11 protein-coding genes and 1 pseudogene (1 of these 12 cut by a window edge) are annotated in these 17,710 nt (G+C 62.2%); 6 read left to right on the forward strand and 6 right to left on the reverse strand.

Going from position 1 to position 17,710, the window contains the following annotated elements:
- Positions 1-2,370, reverse strand: the beginning of a protein-coding gene (locus tag LZC95_33145) for a non-ribosomal peptide synthase/polyketide synthase (GenBank protein ID WXA91291.1). 36,183 nt of this gene lie to the left of the window's left edge; 2,370 of the gene's 38,553 nt are visible here — the first part of the coding sequence; its start codon is at positions 2,368-2,370; its stop codon lies off the left edge, out of view.
- 539 nt (positions 2,371-2,909) lie between these two features.
- Positions 2,910-3,119 (reverse strand): annotated as a pseudogene (locus LZC95_33150) (MbtH family NRPS accessory protein).
- Positions 3,120-3,480: 361 nt separating this feature from the next.
- On the opposite strand from LZC95_33150, the gene sbnA reads away from it, so the two are divergent.
- Together sbnA and LZC95_33160 are read left to right on the forward strand one after the other, a co-directional pair.
- Positions 3,481-4,440 carry a 2,3-diaminopropionate biosynthesis protein SbnA gene (gene sbnA, locus LZC95_33155; GenBank protein WXA91292.1) on the forward strand — a complete coding sequence of 320 codons (960 nt, stop codon included), beginning with the start codon at positions 3,481-3,483 and terminating at the stop codon, positions 4,438-4,440.
- Between the two features lie 81 nt (positions 4,441-4,521).
- Positions 4,522-5,487: a hypothetical protein gene (locus tag LZC95_33160; GenBank protein WXA91293.1), complete on the forward strand. Its 966-nt coding sequence runs from the start codon at positions 4,522-4,524 to the stop codon at positions 5,485-5,487.
- 45 nt (positions 5,488-5,532) lie between these two features.
- Here LZC95_33160 and LZC95_33165 read toward each other — a convergent pair whose 3' ends face one another.
- Positions 5,533-6,372 carry an ester cyclase gene (locus LZC95_33165; protein WXA91294.1) on the reverse strand — a complete coding sequence of 280 codons (840 nt, stop codon included), beginning with the start codon at positions 6,370-6,372 and terminating at the stop codon, positions 5,533-5,535.
- Positions 6,373-7,783: 1,411 nt separating this feature from the next.
- Here LZC95_33165 and LZC95_33170 point away from each other — a divergent pair.
- Entirely contained in the window at positions 7,784-10,888 is a 3,105-nt protein-coding gene (locus LZC95_33170) for a DUF4982 domain-containing protein (protein WXA91295.1), read from the forward strand.
- Between the two features lie 52 nt (positions 10,889-10,940).
- On the opposite strand, the gene LZC95_33175 is transcribed toward LZC95_33170, so the two are convergent.
- Positions 10,941-11,594, reverse strand: a complete 654-nt coding sequence (locus LZC95_33175) for a histidine phosphatase family protein (protein WXA91296.1) — start codon at positions 11,592-11,594, stop codon at positions 10,941-10,943.
- A gap of 1 nt (position 11,595) precedes the next feature.
- Between LZC95_33175 and LZC95_33180 the strand changes: the two genes are divergently transcribed.
- Positions 11,596-12,525, forward strand: a complete 930-nt coding sequence (locus LZC95_33180; GenBank protein ID WXA91297.1) for a galactose mutarotase — start codon at positions 11,596-11,598, stop codon at positions 12,523-12,525.
- Positions 12,526-12,613: 88 nt separating this feature from the next.
- Here LZC95_33180 and LZC95_33185 read toward each other — a convergent pair whose 3' ends face one another.
- Complete coding sequence (locus tag LZC95_33185) at positions 12,614-13,450, reverse strand: helix-turn-helix transcriptional regulator (protein WXA91298.1); 837 nt, start codon at positions 13,448-13,450, stop codon at positions 12,614-12,616.
- A gap of 407 nt (positions 13,451-13,857) precedes the next feature.
- Here LZC95_33185 and LZC95_33190 point away from each other — a divergent pair, with 407 nt between their 5' ends.
- On the forward strand, positions 13,858-14,100 hold the full coding sequence (locus tag LZC95_33190; protein WXA91299.1) for a hypothetical protein: 243 nt from the start codon (positions 13,858-13,860) through the stop codon (positions 14,098-14,100).
- On the opposite strand, the gene LZC95_33195 is transcribed toward LZC95_33190, so the two are convergent.
- On the reverse strand, positions 14,097-15,455 hold the full coding sequence (locus tag LZC95_33195; GenBank protein ID WXA91300.1) for an MFS transporter: 1,359 nt from the start codon (positions 15,453-15,455) through the stop codon (positions 14,097-14,099). The genes LZC95_33190 and LZC95_33195 overlap by 4 nt on opposite strands.
- 122 nt (positions 15,456-15,577) lie before the next feature.
- On the opposite strand from LZC95_33195, the gene LZC95_33200 reads away from it, so the two are divergent.
- On the forward strand, positions 15,578-17,710 hold the full coding sequence (locus LZC95_33200; protein WXA91301.1) for a serine/threonine protein kinase: 2,133 nt from the start codon (positions 15,578-15,580) through the stop codon (positions 17,708-17,710).

Raw genomic sequence — 17,710 nt, forward strand, 5'->3', positions numbered from 1 at the left:
AACGAGAACGGCCCGCGCCACGGGACCGCGCTCCAGGTCGAAGGGGCGGTGCACTTCGTCGGCCAGGCGCGCTGCCAGGGCCGCGTCGTCGAGGGTGCGCCCATCGACGAGCTCCATCGCTGCATCGACCGCCGCATGCACGCGCTGAAAGGGTTCGCCATCGCGCTCGCCATAGGTCGTGCACAGCGCGGCGTGGCGCTCGAGGAGCTTGCGCCATGCCTCGCCCAGCGCGTCGACGTCGAGCGGCGAGACGATGTGCACCGCCGCAGCCACGTTGTAGGCAGTGCTCTCTGGGGCGAGCCGATTCAAGAACCACAACGCGCGCTGCCCGTAGGAAAGCGGCATTTCGGCATTCGCGTTGTCCGCGTTTCGCTCCCGCAGAACGCGCGGTCCAGGCGTGACGCCGGTACGGAGCGACTCCGAAACGTGCTCGCCCAGATCGCGAAGGCTCGTATCCCCGAAAAATTGGCGCAAAGGAAGAGCGACCCCGAGATCGCGCTCCACGCGATTGCGAAGCTCGACGGCCATCAGCGAATCGAGACCGAGCGCGCCAATGTGCTCGTCGATGCGAAGCTCGGAGTTGGGCTCGCGCAAGATCTCGGCGACTTGCCGCAGCAGGTACGACTCGAGATCATGCTCGGCTGCCTCGAAGCGCACGACGCGCGCGGCCGAAAGGCGCTCCTCGAGGAAGGCAGCGCGGCACGCCCGGCGCTGAATCTTGCCGCTCGTGGTCTTGTAAATCGAACCCTGTTGGATGAGCGCCACCGCGAAGGCATCCACCTCGTGGGCCTGGGCTACCTCGCGCCGGACGATGGCCGCCACCTCGTCGAGGTCGGCCCCCTGACGCGTGTCCACCTCTTGGACGATGACCAGGCGCTCCTGCCCTTCCACGGTCACGGAGAACGCCGCGGTGCACCCGGGCCGGAGGGCACGATGGCAACGGCCCACTGTGGCCTCGATGTCCTGCGGATAGTGATTGCGCCCGCGGATGATGATGAGATCCTTCAGCCGCCCCGTGACGAACAATTCCCCGTCGCGCACGAAGCCGAAGTCGCCCGTCCGCAAGAAAGGCCCCGTGCCGTCCGCGAGGTGCGCATCGAAGATCTCCGCGGTGATATCCGGCTTGTTCCAATAGCCGCCGGTCACGCTGGGGCCGCGCGCCCAAATCTCGCCGACCGCGCCCTCCGCGCGCACCGTCTTCGATTCCGGCTCGACGATGAGGAATTCGTGCTCGGGCAGCATTCTGCCGCAGCCCACCAAGGTGCGCGCCCCGGGCGCCTTGGGATCCTTGGAAACGGCTCGATTTTGCTCGAGCTCCGCCGCGTCGACGCCGCACACGATGGGGTCGACCTCGGGGTGGCAGCCGGAGACGATGAGCGTCCCTTCGGCAAGTCCATAGCAGGGGGTGAAGCACTGCCAGCGAAACCCGGCGGGCCCGAACGCCTCGACGAAGCGCTCCAAGGTCTCCGCCCGCACCGGTTCTGCGCCGGAAAAGGCCACGTCCCACCGGCGAAGATCGAGCGATTCCCGCTCCTCCGCCGTGCTCTTGCGCACGCACAGGTCGTACGCGAAGTTCGGCGCGCCGCTCAGGGTAACTTGGTATTCCGAAATAGCCTGCAGCCAGCGCATGGGGCGCTGCAAAAACGCAAATGGCGACATCAGCACCGCGGGATAGCCATCCGCGACGGGGTGCAAAATGCCGCCGATGAGGCCCATATCGTGATACGGCGGCAACCAGATGACGGTGGATGTCTCCGAGCCCGTTTTGAAGGCATGCGAGATCGCGCGGAAATTGTGCAGCAGGTTCTCGTGGCGCACCATGACGCCCTTGGGCTGCCCCGTCGATCCCGACGTGTACTGCAAAAACGCGAGCGAAGGGCCTTCGATGGCCGGCCTGCGCCACGCGTCCTCGGCCCCCGCCTCGAGGGCATCGGTGGCCACCCATCGAAGGCGCTCGAGGCCCGGCGTCTGCGCGAAAAACGCACCCGCCATGTCACGGATCATCGCCGTCGTGAGCACCACGGTGGCGCCCGCGTCCTCGATGATGCCCATGAGTGGCCCCAAGGTTCGCTCGAGGCGTGCCGGATTGGGCGGATACGCGGGAACCGCAATGATTCCCGCGTAGAGCGCCCCGAAGAAACCCGCGATGTAATCGAGTCCTGGCGGGTAGAGCAAAACCGCCCGCTCACCCGCGCGCGCAATGTCCTGCAGGGAGGCCGCAATGCGCCTCGCCTGCGCGTCCAATTGCGCGTACGTCATCGTATGCGCGGCGCCTTCGTCCAAGAATCGGTAAAGGAGCCGATCGGGCCCCTCCGAAGCGCGAAATTCCAGCAAATCGATGAGCGTCACAATCCGCGAGGGAATCGTCATGCGCGAATCTCTTTTATGAGGTAGCAATATCGGGGATGTTATCGAACCGCCAAGACGCCAAGAGCGCCAAGAATTGAAGATTCATGAATCTGGACGTTACTTGGCACTACAGGGCATCAACTCATCTTGGCGTCCTTGGCGTCTTGGCGGTTCTAATCAGCTCATGTCGCAGCCACGAACTCGAGACGCCCCGTACCTTTCAGCGTCTCCAAATCAAGCTCGCCCCAATAGCGAACCTTATTGTAATTGAGCACCAAATCGCCCACTAATTTGATGACACCCTTGCCCGATCCCAAATCGGCGCCATCGAAGTTGCACGCCGCTCGGTCGAGGCGGACGCCCAGGCCCGTGCCGGTGCGTTCGAACTTCATGAACACGTAGCCGCGATCGAGGCCCTCGCGGAGTACTTCCACGGTGCGGGCCGGGCGGAGCTCGGCCTCCACCGGTTGCGACTCCTCCAGACGCGCCACCAGCGGGTCTTTGCCGGACGGATCGCGCGGCTCCTGTTGGACCGGCGGAGGTGCCGGCGGAGGATTCTTGGCCAACTCCTCCATGGCTTTACGAAGGCTCAGTGGACGCATATCCGTCCAGACATCTTTGATGTACGACAGACATTCTTCCTTGAGCCCAGACTTACCGACTTCGCGCCATCCCGATGGGAGTTCCTTGTGCGCCAGCCAGATCGAATATTGCTCTTCGTGGTTCACGACGACTTTGTACGTCCTAGTGTCTTCTTCTTGGTCGCGCATGGCCCCGTCCGTGTCAAAAGAGCACCGCGGTCCTCCACGATGCTCCGATGAATTAAAATCGGTTCTCGCCGATCTTTTACGGATTCTGGCATCCGCGACGATGGCGGCAATGTGCGCTTGGTGCCAAAAGAGATGAGCCCAGAGTGCCACGTGATGGCGTACTTCGCTGGCACACGGAGCGCATGATTTTGGCACTCTCTGCACTTGCTCGCATCGAGCGCGGAGTCAGTTAAATGCGATTATAGATTGGGCCGATTACCACCTGGCACCGATCCTCGCAGTGAACATAGTTGGCCATTCGACGACGGAGCTCTAGGTCATGGTGAACTCGCATATTCTTGATATGGTCGGTCGCACCCCCATGGTTCGTCTCGAGGCGCGCGGCCTCGAACAGGTGGAGCTTTATTCCAAGCTCGAGTTCACCAATCCGACGGGAAGCGTAAAGGATCGCGCCGCCCGATACATGATCGAGCACGGGCTCGCGAGCGGTAAAATCAACGAGAAAACCCTGCTCGTCGAGTCGTCGTCGGGGAACTTCGGCATCGCACTGGCGGCCCTTTCCGCACGGCGCAAATTGCGATTTTGCTGCGTCATCGACCCGCGCATCAACGCCATCAACGAGATGCTGATCCGCTCGCTCGGCGCCGAGGTAGTCTGCGTCACCGAACGCGACCCGACGGGCGGATACCTGCAGACGCGTTTGCGCAAAGTACGGTCGATATTGGCCACCACCCCGAATTCGTATTGGTTGAATCAGTACGCCAATCCCATCAATGCCGAGGCCTACTACAAGACACTGGGCGCGGAGCTATGCGAGGCCCTCCCCCGCCTCGATTACGTCTTCATCGGTGTGAGCTCCGGCGGTACGATTTCGGGAATATCTCGCCGCCTCAAGGAGCACTTTCCCAAGGTGCGGGTCATCGCCGTCGATGTCCTCGGCTCGGTCATCTTCGGCGGCGCGCCCCGACCGCGATGGATCCCGGGCATCGGTGCCAGCATCGTTCCGGATATCTTGAGCACCGCCAAGATCGACGAGGTCGTTCAAGTGGACGAAGCATCGGCCGTTCGTGCTTGCCACGAATTGTTGGAACAACACTCCATCTTCGTGGGCGGCTCCTCGGGTGCAGCATTGGCCGCCATACGAAGCTACTTCCATGGAAAGAGGTTCGACACCGCCCCCGTCGTCGCCACCATCTTCCCCGACCGCGGCGATCGCTATGCGGGAACCATCTACAACCCCGATTGGTGCGATCAGCTTTTCGGCGGCACCATGCAAAGCGGGCATCATCGCGCAGCCGAGGTCGTCGCCGATCTCCAATGAAGATTTGGCACGCCGTGCGAACCTCTTTTGGCACCCCGCACACGTTGCCCCTTCCCACTCCGGGTGCCAGAGGAAGTACCGATGCGCTATCTCAATGAACGCTCACTTCGAGCGCTGGATTCGAACTACCGTCAACTCGTCAGCGTCATTCGCGACGCCTCGGTGTGCCTCGGGCGCAATGAATTTGCGCAACCCATCAAACCGTATTTGCGCTACGGCGACAGGACCAATCGCATCATTGCCATGCCCGCTTACGTAGGAAAGCCCTTCGAGGCGGCGGGCATCAAGTGGATTGCCAGTTTCCCTGGAAATCTCCAGCGCGGCATTCCCCGGGCGCACAGTGTCGTGGTTCTCAACGATGCGGCCACGGGTGTACCCACGGCGATCATCAATACGCCGATGCTGAGCGTCTTGCGAACGGCCGCGGTCAGCGGGCTCGTTCTGGATTCGTACCTCGCCGCGCGCGATCGCCGCGAGATCACGCTGGGCATTACCGGTTGGGGGCCCATCGGGCGCGCCCATTACGAAATGGCCCGTGAACTCTGCGGCGATCGGCTGGTTCGAACGGTGGTGCACGATCTGCGTGCGGAAGCCTTCACCGGCGAGGGCGCGCTCCCGCCCGGCGTCGAGGTCGGCGCGACGTGGCAAGATGCTTACCGCCAGGCCGATGTGTTCATGACGTGCACCGTGTCCAAGGCGCCCTACATCGACGAGCGCCCCAAGAGCGGTTCTCTCCAATTGAACGTCTCGCTTCGCGACTACACGACAGCCGTATTCCCGTTCGTCAAAGATGCCATGATCGTCGATGATTGGGACGAGGTTTGCCGCGAAGCCACGGACATCGAAACATTCCACAAAGAATGCGGGCTGACCCGGGAGGGCACCATCTCGCTGGCGGAGTTGGTCGAGTCCAACGCGATCGCCAAGTATGCGCCCGACACACCGGTGATGTTCAATCCGATGGGCATGGCCGTTTTCGACGTCGCGCTGGCCAGCTTTTTCGCCGATCGCGCCCGCGCAACCGACCAAGGTCAGGAACTGGAGTGAAAGGGATTAGGGGTTAGGGATTGGGGGCAGAAAAGCCTCTCGAACCTAACCCCCAACCCCTACCCCCTCTTCGGGGGATGCCACCGGGGGGACCGAGCGCAGTCGAAATTGGCGAGGTGATGTTTGCGTCCAGCGCCGGAACGCCCGAAAAAAGGAGCCGATATCCACGAACCCGAGACGGACGGCGATCTCTCGAAAGGGTCGGTCCGGTTCGAGCACGTATTGGCAAGCCAGCTCTCGGCGAGCCGCATCGACCTCCTGACTGAAGGTGGTCCCCGCTTGGTTCAGGCGACGTTGCAAGGTGCGGCTGCCAATCCCCATTTGGCGGGCCGCCGCTCTCATTTCTGGCGTCCCACTTTGAAATGCGCCGCGCAGGTACTGCCGGAGCAGCTTGGTGAGATCATAAGGTGGTTCGGAGGAATTCGGTCCCACGCTGCTTGGCGGCCCCTGCCGGGAGAGCGGCTCGCTGTCCGGAGAGCACTCCTTCACGCCATCGTCGGTGGCCAGCGCGATGGGCCACCAATGCTCCAAGATTCTTCCGTCACGAAAACGCAATATGTGGACTTGCTCCACCTCCAGCCGACGTGCCGACGGAGCGACGCCGAAAAAGATGCCGTCGACCTTCCCGCGGTGGATGCAACGGACGGCCGCTCGATCTCCGTCGTGAATTTCGTCCCCGACCTGGACATGCAGCGCCGAGGAGTCGGCGTGCAGCAACGCGACGATCCGCTTCAACCCGGCGATCCCTTTCGGGTGTCCGGCCATGGCGGGAATGTGGTTTACGTAGTCAGGATGCAACAGGTCGTCGAGTACTGCGACGCGGCCTTGGTTCCAGACCTCTTCGAAGTATCGACCGATGAGACCGCTATGAAGCTCTCGCGACAATGGCACCTCCGGTGGAGTGGCGCCGCTCCGAATCGGCGCACGCACTTCAAGGCATCCCCCCAACGAAGCTTGATGGGTAGTTTCTTAAATTGTATTTAGTTTGACGTTAAAGTGGCGAGTTTGTCTCGTAGCGACTTCATCGCCTCGCTTCGGTGCCTCGACTCAAGCCCGGACACGAGCTCCTGAGACGAGCCTCTGACACAAGCCCGTCATGCGACGCTCGCGAGACATACTGCGAAATACATGCCTCGGCGAATTTTGGATGGCGCTCCGTGCCCCGGCGCACACGAAGTGTACCGAAGCGCCTGTGGATATTGGCAAAAAGACTTGGATTTTCGAAATGTGAGCATTGCTGCTTCTCACATAATTGATCCACCAATGAACCCGTTGGCGTGCACGGATTACATGGCACCTTCTCTTACCATGGCGGCAGGCACCTCGCCGCGTCGATGGTGGGACGCACATCGCATGGTCGGACTCGGAGACGGCCATACTCCCGATTCGGCCATGTTCGGCCGACGTCATGCAAATGTCACAATTCATTGCCATTGCGATGTCGAATTCGAACAAATCCAATTGAGGTCCCATCGCCATCGATACCGTACGTCAGCCGGTCTCCAAATCTTCGAAACGGACGTGATTTCGACATACCGCCTTTGATTCGAACATGCATGCCTCCTCGGCGGCCAATCCGCGAGTCTTGCCGAGCGCGACGCAAAGTTGTCTTTTGAACAACAGCTACACACGCCAGTGAACGACGAGATTCGTAGCAGTGTAAATCCAAACTGAGTAGTGTGATTTCGAACTTCACGTGCCGCATCTCCGTACAAGACGCACTTCGAGATTGGTTGTTGCGCAAAGATATTCGTTGCGAACGAATTTCTTCGCGAGCCGGCTTCACCAAAGGGTTTCTTCACGAAGTATTTCTTCACGAAGATCCCTTCACCAAGGACGTTCGCAATAGCGATGCCATTCCGCAGACACGGATTCATCGCGACTGCTTGAACTTCGCGGTACACATGCGTGTCAACGTGACGTTGATCCGTGCCAGAACCGGACAACGACTCGGATCCGATAGTTCCCGGACTTCGCTCGGTCCGGACGGGTTATCGCGAATATCGAACACCTTGCACATGCATGAACCGAACGGCTGCACTCGCTACGCCAGGCTTTCTCGGTAACGAGGCGCGCCCGCTCATTCGAACATGGCGTGCGCTGGTGCGATTTCCGCAATCGTACTCGGGAGTCGGACCAGCGCGGGCTCGCGGGTTCCGGCGCGACTTGCAAAACGGTGTCGAACGGCGTCGAACGACGTCGAATGTGCAACACACATCTCGACGCCATGCGCCTTTTCCGATTAGGCTCGCGTCATACTCGGCTGTTTCTCGCTCATTGCACGACATCGACGCCCATGACCATCAAGCCACGGTTCGCCGCAGCGAAGCACGCACTTTGGATTTGCGCCTTCTCGACGGGCTTTGCGCCCATCGGCTGCGCGCCCACCGCACCGGCCGGCCCCGCAGCGCCAACGGGTGCACCGCCGGAACTCGCAAATCGAAGTACGGATTTCGGGACGGGATGGAAGTTCGCCCTCGTCAACGCGTCGGACGTTCGGGATACGACGGGCGCCTATCAACGCGCGCAGGAACCCGATTACGACAGCCGCTCGTGGCGAAACGTCGACGTGCCCCACGATTGGAGCATCGAGCTCGATCCCTCGGCGGGCCCGGGAACGGACAGCGGCACTGGGTTTTTACAAGGTGGATTGGGCTGGTACCGCAAGTCGTTTACGCTGCCGCGATCGCTGGCCGGAAAGAAGATCTCCGTCGAATTCGACGGCGTCTACATGGAGGCCAGCGTCTACGTCAATGGCCGGCTCGCTGCGAGCCACCCGTACGGATACACCGGGTTTCGCGTGGACTTGAGCCCGATGGTTCATACCGACGGCGTGACGCCCAACGTTCTCGCGGTCAAAGTCCAGAACCGACTGCCGAGCAGCCGCTGGTACTCGGGCAGCGGAATCTATCGCCGCGTGCACCTGGTGGTGACGGATCCCATCCACGTAGCCCGCCACGGCGTCTTCGTGACCACGCCCGATCTCGAGCGCAATCTCGCATCGGGCTTCGCCACGGTGCACGTTCGAACGAGTGCGGTGAACGAGCGCGGCAGCAACGAGCCGGTGAGCATCGTCTCGACGGTGGAAGACGCTGCGGGCAAGGCCATCGCCTCGCATCGCTCGGAGCCCGCGGCGCTCGGCGCGGAAGGTCGAACGGACAGCGTCGATTTGAAGCTCGAACGGCCGACGCTGTGGTCGCTCGAGAAGCCATATCTTTATACGCTGCGCACGCAGCTCGTCGTCGGGGGCAAGGTCGTCGACACGGAGGTGACGCGCTTCGGGGTTCGCTGGGCTACGTTCTCCCCGACCGCGGGCTTCTCGCTCAACGGTGTGTACACCAAGCTACGGGGCGTCAACTTGCACCACGACCTCGGCGCCCTCGGCGCGGCGGTGCACCGGGACGCCATCGTTCGGCAAATGCGCATCATGAAGAGCATGGGCGTCAATGCCTTGCGCACCTCGCACAACCCACCGTCCCCGGAGATGCTTTCGGTCTGCGAGGAGATGGGCATCGTCATGATGGTCGAGGCCTTCGATACGTGGCGCACGCCCAAGGTGGACTATGACTATGGACGTTTTTTCGACGCCCACAGCGATGCGGATATCGCCGAAATGGTCCACGCGGCGAAGAATTCGCCGGCCGTCGTGTTGTGGTCCATTGGAAACGAAATACCGGATTCGAACTCGAACGAGATTGGCGTCCCCATCGCAAAGCGCTTGATCGCGGACGTCAAAGCCATCGACACGAGCCGGCCAGTGGTCATCGGCTCGGACAAATACCATCGCGTGCCCGAGCCAGGGTCGGGCGCCGACCACATTGCCCTCCTGCTCGACGGCGTGGGAGTGAACTACGACACCGCCGCGGCCGTCGACGGCCTGCACGCGCGGTATCCGAATACGTTCTTCTTCGAGTCGGAATCCTCGTCGGAGACCTCGACCCGGGGCGTTTACGAAAGCCCCGACGAGCTCAATACCGGTGAGAATTACACGCCAGGAAAGCGGGGAACGTCGTCGTACGACAACAATTTGGCACGCTGGACGATGAGCGCCGAGTACGGCTTGAAGAAAGACCGCGATCGCAAGTTCTTCGGCGGGCAATTCCTTTGGTCCGGGATCGATTACATCGGGGAGCCGACGCCGTACGATGTATTTCCGGTGAAGGCCTCGTTCTTCGGCGCCGTCGACACGGCCGGTTTTCCGAAGGATGCCTATTACATATTCAAAAGCCAATGGACGCGCGAGCCCATGGTGCATATCGTGCCCATGAATTGGACGGATCACCAGCCTGGCGAGCGGGTCCAGGTATGGGCGTATTCCAACGTCGACACGGTGGAGCTCTTTCTGAATGACGAATCTCTGGGCGTGCGAAAATTCGACCGCAAAACGACGCTGGACGGAAGACCCTATTTGGAAACGACGGAGCCCACGGGCGATGACAAGATGGTGACCTCGGGTCGCTATCCCGGCAGCTACACGAGTCCAAATGGCAGCGCGGGCAAGCTGCACCTCACGTGGGAAGTGCCCTTTGCGCCGGGCAAGCTGACCGCCGTGGCAAAACGCGATGGCGCCGAGGTGGCACGCGACACGGTCGCCACGGCGGGGCCGGCCGACGCGATCGCATTGACGTCGAGCGAGATTGGCGAGCTATCGTTCATCACGGCCGACGTGGTGGATGCTCGCGGCGTCACCGTTCCCAGTGCCGATTCTCGGATCGCGTTCCGCGTGCAGGGTGGAAAGCTCTTGGGCACCGACAATGGCCGCCAGGAGAGCGCGGAGAATTACCAATCGCCCCAGCGGCGCGCATTCCAGGGCAAGGCATTGGCCATCGTTCGTGCGGACGCCGGCGCGCCTTGCGTGGTCGCCACGGCAACGTCGCCCGGTTTGCTATCGGGCGCCACATCGGTGTTCTCGCATTGCGCGACGCCGTCTCCAACCCGCGCGCCGGCGGAAGAGACGGCGCCCCCGGCGGTGGACGCAAGCTATTCCGGTGCGCCCACCACCCTTCCGGCCGCCATGATCGACGGAGACCCGAATACCGCCTGGTCCAATGCTTACTACAAAGAAGCGACGCCGCTTTTACCGAGCACGCGCAAAGCGCGCCCGCAGGACTGGGTCGCACTCGGCTGGCCGGCTCCGCGCAAAGTCTCCGCGCTCGAGGCTCGATTCACCACGGACGCATCCCACGCCCTGCCGGCCTCCGTGGAGATCACGTATTGGAACGGCAGCCGCTTCGTCCCCGTCGCGCACCCGCGGATCACTTGGGCGCGCCAATCGAATCAGGCGACGACCATCACCTTCGATCCCATCGAGACGACGCAGCTCAAATTGAACATGACCAGCCGCCATCCCGGCACCGACAAGGGCTTTTTGCGCCTCACGGAGCTTCGCAGCGCTCCCTGATCGCATTTCACTGCATGGCGCGCACACACCTTCCCTGGTGCGCAGCAGTTTTTCACATTTGCGTACTGCCATCGGGCGAATCGCGCCACTGCTCGAAGGGGCGATCCAATTGCCAACCATCGCGCTCGTCGGATACGCGGCGCAATACGCGGTATTCGCACGGCTTCAAGTTGGTGAGCGATTCGAACAGCTCCACACTCCACGAAAACAGCCGCCGGCACAGGAGGCGAATGGTGAGTCCGTGCGACACGATGAGCACCGTGCGCGGGTGGCGCGAATCGGCACGTGCAAGCCACAATTCGCTCAAGAAGGCGGCGACGCGATCGTCGACGTCGGCCCCCGATTCACCCAGCGGCAGCCGGAAGAAGAAATGGCCGTAGGCCTGACGTTGCTTCTTCAGCGCCTGTTGCTCGGCCACGTCCTGAAGGTTGCCCCAATCCTGCTCGCGCAGCCGCGGCTCGATCAGCGTGCGCTCGAGCAGACCGCCCAGTCCGAGCAACGTCAGGGTTTGCCGCGTGCGCAGGTAGGGGCTCACGTACGCCGCCACGGGACCGGGCTCGAGCAAGCCGCGCACCTCGGCCCCCACCGCCCGCGCGCACTCTTCTCCGTGAGGCGTCAACGGCAGCGCATGATCGGGAATTCGGCAGTAGGCCGACTCGTCGACGTTGCCCAGGCATTCGGCGTGACGCAAAAGGAGGATTTTCACGGTGCCGAAGGCTACCACAGCGGTTCTCGACGACACCGAAAGGGTGCGGCTCGATCATTCGCTCGCAGTTCGATATCTAGGTGGGATGGCCCTTCCCGTTCCGACGTCCCTCGAGTCCGTCGTTCTCACCCATGCCGATGCGTGTGCCTACGTCGCACCCGGGCGCGGCGGTATGGTCACCCGTTTCTTCGTGGGCGAGCGAGCGATTCTCTACCTGGACGAGGCGACGCTCGTCGATCCGACGAAGAACGTGCGCGGCGGTATTCCGGTGCTCTTCCCCTCCCCGGGCAAGCTCGCCGATGATCGCTTTTCGCGCGACGGTCGCACCGGGAAGATGGGGCAACACGGTTTTGCACGCAACGCGGTTTGGGAGGTGACGGCGCGCGCGGAGGACGAAGTCACCTTGCGCCTCGCGTCGAGCGACGAAACGCGGGCGGTGTATCCGTGGGACTTCGCGCTCACGTACCGCTACGTACTCGGACCGTGTGCGCTGCGAATCGAGCAGCGACTCGAGACCACGGGCGATGGTCCCATGCCGTTCGGCGCGGGCTTCCATCCGTATTTTCAAGTTGCGCAATCGGCAAAAGCGATCACCGGCATCCCCACCAAGGCGACCCGCGCATGGGACAACGCGAAGAAAGAGTTGCTCGAGCTACGAAAGCCGATTGACCTCACGGGCGCCGAGGTCGATCTGCACCTCGTGGATCACGATTCGAGCACCTGCGCGCTCGATCTTGGCGACGGCCACACGGTCGTCGTGCACGCGCCAGAGCCCTTCCGGCGGTGGATCGTGTGGACCTTGGGCGGGCGCGACTTCGTCTGCGTCGAGCCATGGACGTCTCCTGCCAATGCGCTCAACAGCGGCCAAGACCTGCTGACCACCACGCGGGGCGCCCCCGTTACGCTCGTTACGGAAATTACGTATCGATGAGGCGCTCGGATGTCTCCAGATCATCGGGGCGATTCACGGATACAATCATGTTCATCGAATGAATGAACGACTCCCCCCGCGCACCGCTTCATCGCGAAAGGAGGTGACGCATCTTCTCGCGCGTTCCGGTGCCCGGGACCGGACTGTCCACCACGAGCCGCAGATTCGGGGATTCCATCATATCGAGCACGTGTTGATCGAATAGCAGCGATCCCAGTACGTCGTGACGAATCTCCTTTCGCGACGTTCTGGGCGGCAATACGGATTTGTGGGTCCAGAGTTCCCCAAATTCCGGACTCCGCGTCTTGAGTTCCTCGATCAAGGACCGAAACCTCGCCTCGCCCAAGAATGGGCCGGCACTCATGCGGAACCGAGCGACCGCACGCCGCGCAATACCCTCCCAATCCGCATAGAGCGTGCGAGACCGCGAGACGCAGAACAAGAAGGTGACCACATTTCGATCCGCCGGGTCCAAAGAGCCAAAGTCGTAGACCAGCGAACTTGCCTCGTTCCACGCCAGAATGTCCCACCGTGCGCCGCTGACGTAGGCGGGCGTGAGTTCGAGATTGTCCAATAAGGCGCGGGTCGACTGGTCCATCGCCTCGGGCTTCGCGGAAATGGGTATTCCCTGACCCGCCAACTCGAATACGTGGGCGCGCTCTTCGTCATTCATCTGCAACGCCTTCGTGACGCGTTCCAGCACGCTCGACGAAACAGCGATATCGCGCCCTTGTTCGAGCCACGTGTACCAGGATAGGCTCACACCCGCCAACGTGGCGACTTCGGCTCTGCGCAGGCCCGTCGAGCGCCTCAAATTGGACACGGCCAAGCCAAGGCTTTCCGGCAATATGCGTCCTCGGCGACCGCGCAAGAACTCTCCCAATTCACGCAATCGTGCTTCCTTTTCGTCAGGCTCGTACGCCATATCACTCCCAGACGCGACGAATCCAGCTCTCGCCGTGGCGCCAGCACGTTCCAAACGCGGGGCTCGTACTCGACGTTATCCATCGATTCGAGCCGACGCGCGCTATCCGCACGGCAGGTTCGTCCGCAAACGGTGCCCGCAGAACGCCGAAAGCGCCCTGCAGGTCCATTCATCCGAACGAACACGAGTGTACCCCGTATCGGCCATCTACTACAAGCGTAATAATTCACACCTGGGTGTGGACTACATATTACTGACAATGACAGTCAAGACTTCGAATTAGCTCTACTTTTCTTGGCAATCTTCGACGCATCCGGCCATTCGTAGAAGGGGCGCCGTAAGGGATATTCCTTCGCGTCGAGATTCATCATGCTCCGATTCGGCAAGATCGTCTTTTCTCGAACGACATGATCTGGGAGCTGGGAAGGGCGCAGGGGTGGGTGGAAGCTCGGAGCTACGACATCCTCTGTGTTCTGGAAACGCGGGGCATCCCGATTCCGCCCGAGGTGCGGCAACGGGTCCTCGAATGCAAAGAATTGCGCCGCCTGGAGATCTGGCTCAAACGCGCGGTGACCGCGAACTCGGCGGCCGACGTCGTCGATCGCTGGACCGATCTTACCGACAGCCTGCGCGCGTTGCTCGCGCGTTAGGCGCGTGCGACCGCGGGGCGGACGACGCGTGCGAGCTTGCCCAACGTGAGGACGGCGAGGCCGGCGAAAACGAGGGTGCCGCTCGCGGCGAACAAGGAGGCGTGGAAGCTGCCGGTGAGATCTTTGAGCCAGCCGGTGACGTAGGGACCGAGAAAGCCACCAAGGTTGCCGAACGAATTGATGAGCCCAATCCCGGCGGCCAGGGCGCTGCCCACGAACATCGTGGGCGGCAGGGCCCAGAAAGGCGGAAGCGCCGCAAAGGTGCCGATGGAAAGGATCACCACGCCGCTGAGCACCGCCAATGTCGACGACGGCATCGCGGCAATGGGAACGAAGGCGAGAACGCCCAGGAATGCCGGGGTCGCCACGTGCCAAATCCTCTCCGCGGCGCGGTCGGACCGGCGAGACCACCACCACATGGAGACCGCCGCCACGGCGTACACGACGGCCACCCGAGCAGCGATTTCGAGCGGCGACAAGGTGGTTCCTCGTTCCTTGGCCAAGTCACGGATGAGTTGGGGCAGAAAGAAGGAGACGGTATACAATGCGTATACAACACCCAAATAGGCCAGGCTCAAAATGAGAACCCGCGGATCCAACATCGCGCGCCAAAGCGATGGATGTCCCCCGACCGCGTCATGCTCCATGTCCAAACGGCGCACGAGCCAGTCGCGTTCGGCAGGCGGCAGCCACATGGCACGCGCCGGGCGATCCGGGAGAAATGCAAACACCAGCACGCCCACGAGGACGGCGGGGATCCCCTCCAGGAGAAACATCCACCGCCAAGGCTGCCAACCGTACCAGCCGTTCGTATGAAGGATGAGGGCCGAGAGTGGCGCGCCGAGAACTTGGGCGAGCGGAATGGCAAACAGGAACAGTGCGGTAATCCGGGCGCGGTCTTTGGCGGGGAACCAATAGCTCAGATACAAAATGACACCCGGGAACAACCCGGCCTCGGCCACGCCGAGCAGGACCCGCACGATGTAAAAGCCCGTGGTATCGTGGACAAAGGCCGTGGACGCCGAAATGAGGCCCCAGGTCACCATGATGCGGCTGATCCAGAACTTGGCGCCCACACGGTGTAAAATCAGATTGCTAGGAACTTCGAAAAGCGCGTAGCCCACGAAGAAAATGCCAGCCCCCAGACCGAACGCCGTGGCCGACATTCCAAGATCGGCGTTCATCGTGAGGGCGGCGTACCCAACGTTGACCCGGTCGAGGAAGTTCAACACGTAGCTCAATACGAGGAATGGCACGATGCGCGCAGTCGCACGGCGCACCGCCCGCGCACCGTCGTTCGCATCGTTTGAATCGTTTGCATCCCCGTGATTCGAATGGAACGGCTCAACCCCCATGACGAACTCCCCACCATGCTTGCAAAGACACCGAGTCCATAACATCATGCCAGGCATTGGGGGAACCTTGAGCGCCGTGGCCGTGAATGAGGGGGAGTCGCGCCGGGAGACAAGGCAGTAGCATGTCAGACGCAGACGCCCGTCCATCCAACGGCCCCTCGAGTTTTGCCTCCAGTTCTGCCCGCGCGCTCGCGCGCATCGGCAGTACCGTGCAGCAAAAATACCGGGTCACCGAGCTGCTCGGCATGGGCGGCATGTCCACGGTCTACGCCGCGACGCACCGCAATGGACATCGGGTGGCCATCAAGTTTTTGCTCGAGGATGCAAGCGCGGACCTGCGCCAGCTCTTCAGTCGCGAAGCGTACGTCGCCAATCAAGTTGGCCATGCGGGCGCCGTCCCCGTGCTGGACGACGATGTGGACGAAGAGGGCTGCGCGTTTTTGATCATGCCGCTGCTCGAGGGCGAAACGCTGGGGTCGCGCTGGGCGCGGGCCGGACGGCGATTGCCCTTCACCGAGGTGGCGGTGTTGATGCTCGACGCGCTCGATGTCCTTGCGAGTGCCCACGCGAAGGGCATCGTGCATCGCGACATCAAGCCGGACAATCTGTTCGTCACCACCGACGGCAGTGTCCGCATTCTGGATTTCGGCGTCGCGCGAAGCGTGGGCACCGGGAGCGGTACGGAACGGGTGTTCGGCACGCCGGTGTACATGCCACCGGAGCAAGCCGCCGGAGACCGGGACGCCATCGGTCCACATAGCGATTGCTGGGCGCTCGGCGCCACGATGTTCGCGCTTCTCTCGGGCGAATTCGTTCATCCCAACGCCAGCTCGGACGAGTTCCTCACGACGGCGGCCACCCAGCGCGCTCGCTCGCTGAAATCGGCCATGCCGGATCTACCGGAGGCCATCGTCAAGTTCGTCGACAAGGCGCTGTCGTTCGACGTGGCGGATCGCTGGCCGTCCGCGCGCGAGATGCACACGGCATTGGCCGAAACGGCAGAGCATATCTTGCGCCAGCCGCTTTCGGGTGTCATCGCGTGTGTACGGGCCGTGCTCGGTGCGGAGGTGGCCGCGGCGTCGCAGGTGCCCGTGTCGATGGAGATCCCATCGGAGAAGCACTCTGCCGCGTCGATTCTGGCCATTCAGGCCGCGAAAAATCTGGTGACCCAACCGGCTCAGGTCACCAGGCCTTCCGCCACGTTCGAAGATCGATTGAACGAGCGCCCGTGGGACACGTCCCCGGAGCGGCGGCGGGACCTGCTCACCACCTTGGACGGGCTGCTCGAGGGATTGCCCCGCCCAGGAACGGGACCGAGCTTCCTCTTCCAGCTGGATCACATCGAAAATGCGATTACCAACTTGTGCAAACAGCGCCTCCTGGCGTCCTTGGGGCGCGAGCAAGGGGGAATGGTTCGCACGCTGGAAAACGTGATTCGTATGGGCGAGCGCACGCTCATTTTGAAGTTCCGCCCCGATCTGGAGCGCGACCGGCTACTGCATATTCTCCTGCAGGATTCGACGGCCCCCAAGGTACATTCTGGGCCGGCGTATACGCATACGGAAATCAATATTGCCAATTCGATTGGCCGATATGAAACGTTGCAGGTGACCACCCCCGCCTCGCTGGGGAAGGACATCACGGACAAGATTCACTCGCATATTTTCGATGCCTTCACCACCGGCTATTTCTGGCTCGCGGAGCAGGTGCAGCGCGCGCTGACGTCCCTGGGAAGCCCGTTCGAATCCGAGGCGCTGCAGCTCTTTCGGCGGCAATTTTTCATTTACGACCGCGCGTCCGCCGCCGACAAGGTCTGGCTGGTCATGGTGAGTCAAGACCGCGTCTATTATGCGGTGGATCACCAAGTGGTCGCGCAGGCGCTGCTCTCCGGGCAGGCGTCGAAGGCACTGCAGCAGGCGCCCGCGTCGATTGCCACGGTGCTATTGGCCAATTCGATTTCGCTGGGGCGAAGTTTCTCGCGCCAGGCGATTGCCGATCAGCAGACGGTGGGCATGAGCATGCAAAAGACGCCGTACGAGGAGGTGGCGCAAGACTTCCTCGTCGGGCAATCGGCCATTTACGAGAGCGAGATGCTCCTCACGCCGCTGGTCGGCGATCACCGCGGCTGGCTCCTGGCCGCCCATCCGCCGAGCGCGGACGTGGCGCGGGTTCTTCACGCGGCCACACCGGTTCTCGGGAATCATTTACGCACCACGCGGACTGAATTTCGGCGCCCGGTGATTCGGAAAGCCTAG

The sequence above is a fragment of the Sorangiineae bacterium MSr12523 genome (assembly GCA_037157775.1).
Taxonomy (GTDB): domain Bacteria; phylum Myxococcota_A; class Polyangia; order Polyangiales; family Polyangiaceae; genus Pendulispora; species Pendulispora brunnea.

Coding starts and splice junctions, on each gene's coding strand:
- sbnA (WXA91292.1), top strand. CDS start 3,481: ATGGTTCGTCTCGAGGCGCGCGGCCTCGAACAGGTGGAGCTTTATTCC.
- LZC95_33160 (WXA91293.1), top strand. CDS start 4,522: ATGCGCTATCTCAATGAACGCTCACTTCGAGCGCTGGATTCGAACTAC.
- LZC95_33170 (WXA91295.1), top strand. CDS start 7,784: ATGACCATCAAGCCACGGTTCGCCGCAGCGAAGCACGCACTTTGGATT.
- LZC95_33185 (WXA91298.1), bottom strand. CDS start 13,450: ATGGCGTACGAGCCTGACGAAAAGGAAGCACGATTGCGTGAATTGGGA.
- LZC95_33190 (WXA91299.1), top strand. CDS start 13,858: ATGATCTGGGAGCTGGGAAGGGCGCAGGGGTGGGTGGAAGCTCGGAGC.
- LZC95_33195 (WXA91300.1), bottom strand. CDS start 15,455: ATGGGGGTTGAGCCGTTCCATTCGAATCACGGGGATGCAAACGATTCA.
- LZC95_33200 (WXA91301.1), top strand. CDS start 15,578: ATGTCAGACGCAGACGCCCGTCCATCCAACGGCCCCTCGAGTTTTGCC.